Source organism: Clostridium chromiireducens, assembly GCF_003575225.1.
In the GTDB taxonomy this organism is placed as follows: Bacteria; Bacillota; Clostridia; order Clostridiales; family Clostridiaceae; genus Clostridium; species Clostridium chromiireducens.
Map to the genome: position 1 here is coordinate 98,145 of NZ_QXDJ01000010.1, position 12,291 is coordinate 110,435.

Below are 12,291 nucleotides of genomic sequence, written 5' to 3' on the forward strand. Positions count from 1 at the left end.
GGAAGGTGCATGGGATGAGATTAAAAGGGTTATTAGAGCCCTTGGAAAGTAGCAGAGAATTTCAAAGTATAATTCAAGGTATTAATAATAAGAAATATCCTATTGGTATATACGGTGCATCTGAATCAGGTAGAGGGTATATCATAAGCGGAATGTTCGAAAACACCGATAGATCTATGGTTATTATTACTCAAAGCGACATGGAAGCGAAAAATCTTTATGAAGATTTGATATTTTATACAAATGAAGTTTACTATTTTCCAGTTAGAGAAATGGTTTTTTATAACATTGATGCTATTTCTGGTGATTTAAGATGGGCAAGATTAAAGGTAATAAACGAAATATTAAATAAGAAAAAGAAAATAATAGTAACCTCAATAGAGGCCTTTGCATCTAAATATACTCCACATAAATCATTTTTGGAGTATAGCATGAAATTAAAAGAAGGCGCTGAAGTTAATTTTACCGAAATATCAAGAAAGATGATTCAATCTGGTTATGAAAGAGTAGAAATGGTAGAAGGTAAAGGACAATTTTCTCTAAGGGGAGGGATATTAGATGTATTTCCGACAGGTTCAACTTATCCATATAGGGTTGAACTTTTTGGTGATGAAATAGAATCTATTAGGACGTTTAATGCAGAATCCCAGCGAAGTATTGAAAAAGTAAAAAAGATAGATATTTTTCCGGCCAAAGAAATTATTGTATCTGAAGAAACGTTAAAACTTGGACGTGACAAGATCAAAGAAGAATTTGATAAAATAGCTTCTAATGACAAGGGAAGTGAAAGAGTAGAAAAATTAAGAAAAATATTAAATAAGAATTTAGAAGTTTTAGAGGAAACATCATCGTTTGAAACTATAGATAGCTACCTGCCTTATTTTGTAAATGAACCAGAAAGTTTATTTGATTATTTTAAGGATTATTTCTTTATTGTAGATAATGTGCAAAGGTGTAAAGGAAAATTAGAGTCTACCTATTTAGAATTTGAAGAAAATTTTACAGCTTTTTCAGAAAGAGGAGATATATTTCCGGGGCAAGGAAATCTATTACTTAACAAAGAAGAAATATTAGAGTTATTTGAAGAGGAAAGAATTGCTTTTTTTGAATCTTTAAATAAAGTGACAGATTGGCTAAGCCCAGTCTCAGTAGTGGATATTGCACAAGTAACACTTAATAGCTACCAAGGGCAATTAGATCTATTAATTGATGAAATACTAAGTAAAAAGAAGGCAGGATACAAGACGTTAATACTATCTGGAACAAGAGCCAGGGGAGAACGTTTAGTAGGAACCTTAAGAGATAGAGGAATAGAAAGTGTCTATAGAGACTCTGTTGAAAAAATTGAATTTGGTGAAGTTGTAATAACTTTTGGTAATCAACTAAAAGGATTTGAATATCCAGAGTATAAAATTTGCGTAATATCAGATAGAGAAGTATTTGGTGAAGCAAAGAGAAAATTAAGAGCCAATAATAAGTCAAAGCGAAAAGGGATTTCTAAGATAAAGAGCTTTGCTGAATTAAAACCAGGAGATTATGTAGTTCATGCTAATCATGGTATTGGAGTATATAAGGGTATTAAGCAAATTGATGTTGGAGGGCATAAAAGGGATTATCTTGATATCGTATATGATAAAGGAGATAAATTATATGTTCCTGTGGATCAGCTTGATTTAATCCAGAAGTATGTTGGAAGTGAGGGCAAGTCTCCTAAAGTTAATAAGCTTGGAAGTGCAGAATGGCAAAAAGCAAAGGCAAAGGCTAGGAAATCGATTAATGAAATAGCAGAAGATTTAGTAAAATTATATACTATGAGAAGCACTGTAAAAGGACACAAGTTTCCTAAGGACACAGAGTGGCAAAAACAATTTGAGGATGAATTTCCTTTTGAAGAAACTCCAGACCAATTGACATCGTTAGAAGAAATAAAGCATGATATGGAAATAGATAAGCCCATGGATAGACTTTTGTGCGGAGATGTAGGATATGGAAAAACAGAGGTTGCGCTTAGAGCCGCATTTAAGGCTGTTATGGATGGAAAACAAGTTGCAATACTAGTTCCAACTACTATATTGGCAGAGCAGCACTACAAAAATATAAAAAACAGATTTTCGGATTTTCCTATAAAGATAGATATGGTAAGTAGATTTAGGACCGGAAAGCAGCAGAAAGAAATCCTACAAAAAGTAAAAGAGGGAAATTTAGATATACTGATTGGTACTCATAGGTTGGTATCTAAGGATATCCAATTCAAAGATCTGGGATTACTAATTGTAGATGAAGAGCAAAGATTTGGAGTAAAGCAAAAAGAACAAATTAAAGGGATAAAGAAGAATGTCGATGTTTTAACTTTAAGTGCCACTCCAATACCTAGAACGCTCCATATGTCTTTAAGTGGAGTTAGAGATATTTCAGTTATTGAAACGCCTCCAGAGGAGAGATACCCTGTCCAAACATATGTGGTAGAGCAAAATGACCAGCTTATAAGAGACGCTATCCTTAGGGAAATTGGTAGAGGTGGTCAGGTTTATTTTGTCTATAATAGAGTGGAAGATATAGATAGAATGGCAAAGTACGTGCAGACGTTAGTACCTGAAAGCAAAGTTGGAGTAGCTCATGGGCAAATGGCAGAAAGACAACTTGAAAAGGAAATGTTCGATTTCATGTCACAAGAATATAACGTATTAGTTTGTACAACGATAATAGAAACAGGGATGGATATTCAAAATGTAAATACAATAATAATTTATGATTCAGATAAAATGGGGCTTTCTCAATTATATCAATTAAGAGGTAGGGTAGGAAGATCTAATAGAATTGCATATGCATACCTTTTATATACTAAAGATAAGGTTCTAACCGAAGTGGCTGAAAAGAGGTTGAAGGCATTAAAAGATTTTACTGAGTTAGGGTCCGGATTTAAAATTGCCATGAGAGATTTAGAAATCAGGGGCGCAGGAAATATGATGGGTTCTTCTCAGCATGGGCATATGGCATCAATAGGATATGATTTATACTGTAGGATGCTTGAAGATACTGTTAAGCTGCTTAAGGGAGAAATTCAAAAAGAGCCTATAGAAACAACTTTGGATATAAAAGTAGATGCATTTATATCAGAGAATTATATCGAGGATGAAATCCAAAAGATTGAAGTTTATAAGAAGATAGCAGCAATCGAAGGCTTGGATGATTACAATGATATAAAGGAGGAGTTAGAAGATAGGTACTCCAAAATTCCAGAACCAGTATATAATCTAATGGATATTGCATATATAAAAAGCCAAGCAAAATCTATTTTCATAGAGGAGATAAAGGAAACACCAAAAGAAATGATATTTAAATTTGCACAGGGTGAAAGTGAATATAAGAACATATTCAAAACTTTAATGGATGAGTATAAAAGTAGTGTTGTATTAAAATTTGGATCAAACCCTTATTTTGCATTTAAACTAAAGTATATAAAGAAGGAAAATAAACTAGAATTTCTAAAAGAAGTCTTTAATGACATAATACTGTAACAAACATATGGTATAAAAGAGAAGTACGAATAAAATAGTGTAAAAAATTTGAATAATAAAAATAATATTGATATACTAATATTATGACTTTTTACAGGAAGATATATTGAAAAATAACATTGTCCGACTTGAAGAGTCATGATATTTATGGCAGGTTATTTTTTAAAGTTAAAATCTAGGATAAGCGAGGGGAAAATTTTGAAGAAATTAAAAAAGATTATTGCAGTAATAGCTGTATCGACAATTGCAGTGACAGCTATGGGATGCAAGATGATTGAGAAGACACCAGAGGCGATAAAGAATACAGTTCTTGCAACTGTTGGTAACGAAAAAGTAACAAAAGGTGATTTAGATAAAGAAATGGAGAAGTATACAGCTCAATTTAAGCAACAATATGGAGAAGATTACGAGAATAATGCACAAGCCAAAGAACAATTACAAAAAATGAAAAAACAGCAACTAGATAGCCTAGTAACTCAAAAGATACTTTTACAAAAGGCTAATGAGTTAAATTTAAAGCCATCGGATGATGAGATAAACAAACAAGTTGATGATCAAATTAACCAATCTAAAGCTCAATTTCCTGAAGAAGGACAATTTGAAAGTGTTTTAGAGCAAAATGGATTGACAGAAGATCAGCTTAAGGATCTTATAAAGAATGAAGTTATAATGAAAGCTGTTCAAGATGATATAGTAAAAGATATAACAGTTACAGATGAAGATGTTCAAACATATTATAATGAGAATAAGGATGCTAAATATACACAAGGAGCTGGTGCAACTGTATCACATATTTTAATTGCCGAAAAAGCTGGTGATGGATCAATAGACTTTGATGCATCGTTAAAAAAGGCAAATGATTTAAAAGCTAAATTAGATGCTGGATCTGATTTTGCAACATTGGCTAAAGAAAATTCAGTAGATCCGGGAAGTAAAGATCAAGGCGGTACTTTAGGATTTCAACCATATAATTCAACACAATTAGTTCCGGAATTTGTAGAGGGATATAAGAACTTGAAAGAGAATGAGATCTCTGCTCCAGTAAAGAGTCAATATGGGTACCATATAATAAAAGCCACTGGATTGAAAACCTCTCAGGTTACGCCTTTAGATCAGGTTAAAGATCAAATAAAATCATCATTATTACAACAAAAGCAAGGCGATGCATTTAACTCTAAGTTAGAAGAGTGGAAAACAGATTTAAAAGTTAAAACTTATGAAGATAAGCTTTAATTAAAAAATAGTGATATTAATAATTTAATATTATTAAATGAAAGGACCGTTACAGAATAGTTTAGTATTATTCTGTAACGGCTTTTTTGTTCATAAATAATTTTTTAATGATAAGGTATATTTTAAATATAAAACATAACTGTATTCGGCACTTTTTAATTAAATTACATGAGAAAAATTATTTATATAAAATTTGTCTATAAGTGTATAAAATTTCTAGAAATTCAAATAATAATATTGCAACCAATTAATAGAGTTTCAAAGGAGGTTATATAACCAATGAAGGCAACAGGAATTGTTAGAAGAATTGATGATCTAGGAAGAGTAGTAATACCTAAGGAAATAAGGAGAACATTAAGAATAAGAGAAGGAGATCCACTAGAAATTTTCACAGATAGAGATGGTGGTGTAATATTAAAAAAATATTCTCCAATTGAAGAACTTACTAATTTCTCAAAGGAATATTGTGAAAGCTTGCAACAAGTTATAGGTCACGTTGTATTAATAGCTGATAAAGATGCATTTGTTTCAATAAGTGGAGCACCTAAAAAAGACTACATAGAAAGAAAAGTAAGCAGTGAACTAGAAAAAATAATGGATGGAAGAAAAACTGTACTATTAAATAAAGCTAATAATTCAGTAATACCATTACATAATGATGATGATGAAGCAATATACACTAGTCAAGTTATATCGCCAATTATAGCAGAAGGTGATGAAATTGGTGCTGTAATTATCTTATCAAAAGAGGATGTAGAGCTTGGAGAAGTTGAAACAAAGTTAGTTGAAACAGCAGCAGCATTTTTAGGAAAGCAAATGGAGCAATAATATTGATAATTTAGTTACGGTATGAAAAATAAAAGGAATAATACCTCTAAACTTACAATAATAATTATTAGTAACGTGTAAGTTTGGAGGTGTTTTATGAATAAACAATCCCTAATAAAAGGGAGTATCATTCTTGGAATTGCAGGAATATTAACTAGATTCTTAGGGTTATTTTTTAGATGGCCACTAATAATGTTAATTGGAGATGAAGGAATAGGATATTATCAAATGTCATATCCGTTATATATGTTTTTTATAGCCATGGCTTCAGGAGTTCCTGTTGCAATTTCAAAGATGATATCAGAAAAAAATGCAACAAATGATATAAGTGGAAGCTTTGAAGTAATGAAGGAATCCGCTATTTTAATGGCCATTATAGGGACAGGCACTACATTGGTATTGTTCTTCTTTGCAAGACCAATAATAACATTTTTAAAATGGGATCCAAAAGCATATTATTCATTAATAGGAATATCCTTTGCACCGATTGTAATATCTTTTGTAACTATATTTAGGGGCTTTTTTCAAGGTCTACAAAATATGACCCCGTCAGCTATATCGCAAATACTAGAACAGGTTGGAAGAGTTATTTTTGGAGTAGGATTAGCTGTATTTCTATTACCACGGGGGATTGAGTATTCAGCAGGTGGCGCGGCCTTTGGAGCGACGGCGGGTGCAGTCATGGGTGGTTCATATTTATATGCGAGCTATAAGAAGATAAGAAAAAGTTACAAAGTGAAAAAAATAAAGAGTAATCCTGAAATATTAAGCACAATTTTAAGGATTGCAATTCCAATTTCATTAGGTACAACTGTTAGTAGTATTATGAATTTAATTGATTCCATTTTAGTTCCGCAAAAATTACTACAAGCAGGATTTACAAACACACAGGCAACTGTACTTTATGCACAGCTAACAGGAAAGGCTTCTGTTATTATAAATATTCCACTGACTCTTTCCATAGCAATCTGCACATCATTAATACCAATTATAGCTGAAAACTTTATTCTTAAAAAACAAAGAGAATTAAAAAACAAAATAGATGCATCTATGAAAATGGCAGCAGTAATTGCAATTCCGTGCACATTTGGACTATTTTTTTTGGCAGGACCAGTAATGAAGCTTATTTTCCCTGGTAAGTTTGAAGGAATAGAAATATTAAAGTATTTATCATTGACGATCCCTTTTATTATAATTACTCAGACAACAACAGCAATATTGCAGGGAACAGGGAATTATATAAAACCTATTGTTAACTTGCTAATAGGATGTGTAATAAAAGTTATATTAACATGGACTTTGGTCTCAATGGAGGCTTTTAATATATATGGAGCTGTAATTGCAAGTTTTAGTGCGTATGTAGTAGTCAGTATCTTAAACATAATAACTTTAAAGTTTACCTTAAAGATAGGACTTAACCTATATGAAATATTAATTAAACCAGCATATGCATCAACCATTATGATGTTATTTGTATTATTTAGTTATAATATTATATATAAGAATACAATAAGTAATGGATTATCTTGCCTAACATCTATACTTTTGGGTATTATAGTATATATTACATTAATAATCGTATTTAAGGTATTTGATATGGAAGAAATAAAAAGTAGACTTAAACGAAGATAAAAGGAGAGAAACCTGATGATTAAAATAATTGGATTAGGGCCAGGGGATAAGAATGCACTAACGATAGGAACAATATATGAACTTGAGAATAATAAAAATATATTTCTTAGAACAGAAAAGCATCCGACTGTAGAATATTTGAAGGAAAAAAAAGTTATATTTGATACTTATGACAATGTCTATGAGAGCATAGAAAACTTTGATCAGGTATACTCAAATATAGCTAATGACTTAATTAAAAAACATGAAGATTTAGGAGATTTAATATATGCAGTACCGGGTCATCCATTAGTTGCTGAAAAATCAGTGTTCAATCTTATAGATCTATGTAAAAAGAGCGACATAGAATATAAGATAGTGCCAGCGGTAAGTTTTATTGATGCTATGATAGAAAGTCTTAGGATTGATCCTATAGAAGGACTGAAAGTTATAGACTCTTTTGATATAGGAAATCAAGTGTTAGATAAGAGAATCGGTACAATAGTTACACAAGTTTATAATCAATTGATAGCGTCAGAAGTCAAATTAAAGTTACTTGATAATTATAACGATGAAACTGAAATTTATTATGTAAGAGCTGCAGGAATAGAGGGGCAAGAGAGTATACGAAGGATACCTATATTTGAGTTAGATATGCAGGAAGATATTGACTATTTAACATCTATATATATACCTAAGGATACTAAAAATAAAAAAGATTTTACTGATCTTTTAGAGATAATAGAAATTCTAAGAAGTGAAGCTGGTTGTCCGTGGGACAGAGAACAGACTCATAAATCTCTTGAAAAAGCATTAATAGAAGAAAGTTATGAAGTTATAGATGCAATAGAACAAGAAGATGATGACTCATTAATTGAGGAACTGGGAGATGTACTTCTGCAAGTTGTTTTTCATGCATCCATAGGTAAAGAAGATGGTTTTTTTGATATAAGTGATATAATAGAGGGTATTTGTAGTAAAATGATAAACAGACATCCACATGTGTTCAAAGATTCAAGCCAGTTAAATTCTTCTGAAGAAGTATTAGAAAAATGGGATGACCTAAAAAGGAACGAGAAGGGCTATAGAAGTATTAGCGAAGAAATGAGAGGAATAACAAAAGGATTACCTGCTCTATTAAGAGCACATAAGGTTCAAGAAAAAGCAAAAAAAGTTGGATTTGATTTTGAGCATATTAATTTTGCAATAAATAAGGTAAAAGAAGAACTTACAGAGGTAATTGATGTATATAATACAAAAAATGTGGAGAAAATAAAAGAAGAAGTTGGAGATTTATTATTTTCATGTGTAAATGTTGCAAGATTTTTAAAGGTAGACCAAGAAATAGCATTAAACTACACTATAGACAAGTTCATAAAGAGATTTGAGTATATTGAAAAAGTTGCAAAGGAAGAAAATGTTGAATTAACGAATATGAAGTTAGAGGAAATGGATAAACTCTGGGAGATTTCAAAAGAATTAGATTAATGCATGATTTAAATAAAGGAATTTTCTAGTTTGTGCAGAATAATTATTTTATAAAGAACTATGTTGTAACGATTTATTGGATTATTTAGTTATATATAGGAAAAGAAAGCGTTTTTCTATAGACGGGTAGCTGAAGAGGTTATATAATAAAGAAGTGCAATTTAGTACATAAAAGAAAACAGTTAAAAATATATAACTGGATTTTAAGGAGGATGTTATTGTGAATAAAGCAGAATTAATTACTAGTATGGCAGAAAAAAGTAAGTTAACAAAAAAAGATGCAGAATTAGCATTAAAAGCTTTAATTGAAAGTGTTGAGGAAGCTCTAGAAAAAGGAGAAAAAGTTCAACTAGTTGGATTTGGAACTTTTGAAACAAGAGAAAGAGCAGCTAGAGAAGGAAGAAATCCAAGAACTAAGGAAGTTATTAATATTCCTGCAACAACTGTTCCAGTATTTAAGGCTGGTAAAGAATTCAAAGATAAAGTTAACAAGTAATAAAATACATGTTAGACAGAGTAAATATGAACCCGAGTTTTCTCGGGTTCTTTTGATAAAGGAGAAAATTATGAGATTAGATAAATATTTAAAAGTATCTCGTATCATAAAGAGAAGAACAGTAGCAAAAGAAATATGCGAGAGTGGCCGTATATTAATTAATGATAAAGTTGCAAAACCTTCCACAAAAATAAAGGAAGGAGATATAATTCAAATAACCTTTGCAAATAGAATACTAAAAGCAGAAATTGTTAACATAGCAGAACATGTGAGAAAAGAAGATGCAAAGGCTATGTATGTTATTGTTGAAGGGGAAGAGGATAAAGAGTAGAGACTTATAGAGTTTTCTTACTCTTTTTTGATATATAGACATAGCTATAAAGGATTCTGGATTCTAAATTACAATATATAAACATATATTGTATAAGAAAAGTGAATGGAGGAATCTTTGATGGAGAAAAGAGTGGAAAATAAAATAGAAGATAATAAATCAAGTTTAGCTTTAGAAAATAGAAAAAAACTAACTTTAAGTGGAGTTATAGAAGTTATAAGTTTTGATGAACAAAAGATAGATTTAACTACCTGTCTAGGTAACTTAACTATTAAGGGAGAAGAATTAAAAATGAATAAGTTAGATGTGCAGAATGGTGATGTTATAATAGCTGGGAGTATTGCGTCTATAGTTTATAATGGTAAGGTGACCAAAAAAAATAATGAAAGTATAATAAGTAAATTATTTAAGTAGGAATATAGTATGCCGTTAGGATTAAATATGCAAATCAATCTTGTTATATACAGTCTAATAGGAGGGGTTATAACAGGCGTATTATTCGATATATATAGAGCAATAAGAGGATTAAATTCCATGAAAATATTGACAATAATAGAAGATCTATTATTTTGTATACTTATTGCTCTAATTGTGTTTACCTTTCTGCTATATACTAATTATGCGTTTTTGACTCCCTATGTATATATTTTTATAACCATTGCTATTTTATTGTATTTTAGATTTTTCAGTAAGTATTTTTATACGGGCGAGATAATAATAGGAAAATCATTTTACAGATTTATTCGAATTATATTAAAAAATACATTATATCCATTAAAAATAATTATATATAAAATTACAGATAGACGTAAATAAGAAAAAATTACTTGAATAATAGTATTATAGTGTTTACAATAGACTTAGGAGAATTTGCAAAATAGAGGTTCTATAGATGAAAAAAAAATTAATAAAAAGAATAATAATTGCTGGATTTATTATCTTCTTTGTATTTAGTTATATTAAACAAAGTATAACAGTGAATAGAATTCAGAAGGAAATTGATAGTAAGCAATCCCAATTAGATGAAGTTAAGCAAAAAAATCAGAGGCTTCAAGATGAGGTTGAAAAGATTAATTCAGATTCGTCAGATTATCTGGAAAAATTAGCAAGAGAAAGACTTGGAATGATTAAACCAGGTGAAAAAGTTGTTAATAATGAGATAAACCCAAATTCTAAATAATTTTCATAATATAGAAAAGCCTATAAAACTCTGTTAATATAATAAAATTAAATAATAATTAAATTTGTATTTAAAATTAAAGAACATATTTTATAAATTAGAATTTGTTCTTATAAATTTATATATTTTTAAAATTTAAGGAGGAGTCTTTTAAACATGACCTTAATGGCAGGAAACATAGTAGAGGGCACAGTGATAAACATTACAAATTTTGGAGCTTTTATTGAAGTTGAAGGCAAAACTGGATTAGTTCATATTTCAGAAGTCGCAGATTCTTACGTAAAAGATATTAGAGAGCATCTTAGCGAGCAGGATAAGGTGAAAGTAAAAGTTATCTCAATAGATGATAACGGAAAAATTAGTCTTTCTATAAAACAAGCAAATGTTCAAAAAAAATCAGTTAAACCTGTAGAAATTGATTGGAAGTCATCTGATAAGAAAAAGACAACTAATTCAGGTAATTTTGAAGATATTATGTCTAAGTTCTTAAAAGATAGCGAAGAGAGAATGCAAGATGTAAAAAAACATCAAGAATTTAAAGGTAAGGGTGGAAAAAAAGGATATTAGACCTTTTTAAAGCTGTGATGAACATATAAATATAAAATTTTATTAGTTGAAAGTTTTTAAGTGTAGAATAGATTGGCTAGAAGTTTTAGGTATTCTTTTACGGTTTATTCTACACTATAAATTTCACTACAGACTACTGATAGTGGGAGTTGGAGCGTTACATAATTATTTAAAATTTAAGTTTTAAAATTTATATTGATTTTTTTGTTGACAGCATGAGAGTTATATACTATAATTAGCTTTGTTGTTGAGACTTAGTTAAGTACAACATGCCGAAGTGGCGGAACTGGCAGACGCACAGGACTTAAAATCCTGCGGTAGTTAAACACCGTACCGGTTCGATTCCGGTCTTCGGCACCATATGTATGATAAAAATAATATCGCGGGGTGGAGCAGTTGGTAGCTCGTCGGGCTCATAACCCGAAGGTCGTAGGTTCAAGTCCTGCCCCCGCAACCATTGATATGGCGGAATAGCTCAGCTGGCTAGAGCACTCGGTTCATACCCGAGGTGTCGTAGGTTCAAGTCCTATTTCCGCTACCAATATGTGCCGAAGTGGCGGAACTGGCAGACGCACAGGACTTAAAATCCTGCGGTAGTTAAACACCGTACCGGTTCGATTCCGGTCTTCGGCACCATATATATGATAAAAATAATATCGCGGGGTGGAGCAGTTGGTAGCTCGTCGGGCTCATAACCCGAAGGTCGTAGGTTCAAGTCCTGCCCCCGCAACCATTGATATGGCGGAATAGCTCAGCTGGCTAGAGCACTCGGTTCATACCCGAGGTGTCGTAGGTTCAAGTCCTATTTCCGCTACCAATATGTGCCGAAGTGGCGGAACTGGCAGACGCACAGGACTTAAAATCCTGCGGTAGTTAAACACCGTACCGGTTCGATTCCGGTCTTCGGCACCATATATATGATAAAAATAATATCGCGGGGTGGAGCAGTTGGTAGCTCGTCGGGCTCATAACCCGAAGGTCGTAGGTTCAAGTCCTGCCCCCGCAACCATAAATAATTAATATGAATCTCTAATAAAAA

The 12,291-nt window shown here is 31.4% G+C and carries 11 protein-coding genes and 8 tRNA genes; all 19 read left to right on the forward strand.

Annotation, left to right across the window (positions count from 1 at the left end; genetic code table 11):
- Window positions 1–14 precede the first annotated feature (14 nt).
- Complete coding sequence (gene mfd, locus D2A34_RS25375; RefSeq protein ID WP_119368258.1) at window positions 15–3,518, forward strand: transcription-repair coupling factor; 3,504 nt, start codon at window positions 15–17, stop codon at window positions 3,516–3,518.
- A gap of 198 nt (window positions 3,519–3,716) precedes the next feature.
- On the forward strand, window positions 3,717–4,751 hold the full coding sequence (locus D2A34_RS25380; protein ID WP_079438612.1) for a peptidylprolyl isomerase: 1,035 nt from the start codon (window positions 3,717–3,719) through the stop codon (window positions 4,749–4,751).
- A 279-nt stretch (window positions 4,752–5,030) separates the two neighbouring features.
- Window positions 5,031–5,579, forward strand: a complete 549-nt coding sequence (gene spoVT / locus D2A34_RS25385) for a stage V sporulation protein T (RefSeq protein WP_079438591.1) — start codon at window positions 5,031–5,033, stop codon at window positions 5,577–5,579.
- Between the two features lie 96 nt (window positions 5,580–5,675).
- Window positions 5,676–7,211, forward strand: coding sequence for a putative polysaccharide biosynthesis protein (locus tag D2A34_RS25390; protein WP_079438592.1), 1,536 nt, complete (start codon window positions 5,676–5,678; stop codon window positions 7,209–7,211).
- Between the two features lie 15 nt (window positions 7,212–7,226).
- Window positions 7,227–8,678 (forward strand): bifunctional methyltransferase/pyrophosphohydrolase YabN, encoded by a 1,452-nt coding sequence (gene yabN, locus D2A34_RS25395; RefSeq protein WP_079438593.1) that lies wholly within the window; start codon window positions 7,227–7,229, stop codon window positions 8,676–8,678.
- 220 nt (window positions 8,679–8,898) lie between these two features.
- Window positions 8,899–9,174, forward strand: a complete 276-nt coding sequence (locus D2A34_RS25400) for an HU family DNA-binding protein (protein WP_008422747.1) — start codon at window positions 8,899–8,901, stop codon at window positions 9,172–9,174.
- 70 nt (window positions 9,175–9,244) lie between these two features.
- Entirely contained in the window at window positions 9,245–9,505 is a 261-nt protein-coding gene (locus D2A34_RS25405) for an RNA-binding S4 domain-containing protein (RefSeq protein ID WP_079438594.1), read from the forward strand.
- A gap of 120 nt (window positions 9,506–9,625) precedes the next feature.
- Window positions 9,626–9,919: a sporulation protein YabP gene (yabP, locus tag D2A34_RS25410; protein WP_079438595.1), complete on the forward strand. Its 294-nt coding sequence runs from the start codon at window positions 9,626–9,628 to the stop codon at window positions 9,917–9,919.
- A 9-nt stretch (window positions 9,920–9,928) separates the two neighbouring features.
- Entirely contained in the window at window positions 9,929–10,321 is a 393-nt protein-coding gene (gene yabQ / locus D2A34_RS25415) for a spore cortex biosynthesis protein YabQ (protein ID WP_079438596.1), read from the forward strand.
- Window positions 10,322–10,397: 76 nt separating this feature from the next.
- Window positions 10,398–10,685: an FtsB family cell division protein gene (locus D2A34_RS25420; RefSeq protein WP_079438597.1), complete on the forward strand. Its 288-nt coding sequence runs from the start codon at window positions 10,398–10,400 to the stop codon at window positions 10,683–10,685.
- Window positions 10,686–10,841: 156 nt separating this feature from the next.
- Entirely contained in the window at window positions 10,842–11,252 is a 411-nt protein-coding gene (locus tag D2A34_RS25425) for a S1 domain-containing RNA-binding protein (protein ID WP_079438598.1), read from the forward strand.
- A gap of 271 nt (window positions 11,253–11,523) precedes the next feature.
- Window positions 11,524–11,612, forward strand: a tRNA-Leu gene (locus tag D2A34_RS25430).
- Between the two features lie 21 nt (window positions 11,613–11,633).
- Window positions 11,634–11,709 (forward strand) — tRNA-Met (locus tag D2A34_RS25435).
- A gap of 7 nt (window positions 11,710–11,716) precedes the next feature.
- A tRNA-Met gene (locus D2A34_RS25440) sits at window positions 11,717–11,793 on the forward strand.
- 6 nt (window positions 11,794–11,799) lie between these two features.
- A tRNA-Leu gene (locus D2A34_RS25445) sits at window positions 11,800–11,888 on the forward strand.
- A gap of 21 nt (window positions 11,889–11,909) precedes the next feature.
- Window positions 11,910–11,985, forward strand: a tRNA-Met gene (locus D2A34_RS25450).
- A gap of 7 nt (window positions 11,986–11,992) precedes the next feature.
- Window positions 11,993–12,069 (forward strand) — tRNA-Met (locus D2A34_RS25455).
- A gap of 6 nt (window positions 12,070–12,075) precedes the next feature.
- Window positions 12,076–12,164, forward strand: a tRNA-Leu gene (locus D2A34_RS25460).
- Window positions 12,165–12,185: 21 nt separating this feature from the next.
- Window positions 12,186–12,261, forward strand: a tRNA-Met gene (locus D2A34_RS25465).
- Window positions 12,262–12,291 lie beyond the last annotated feature (30 nt).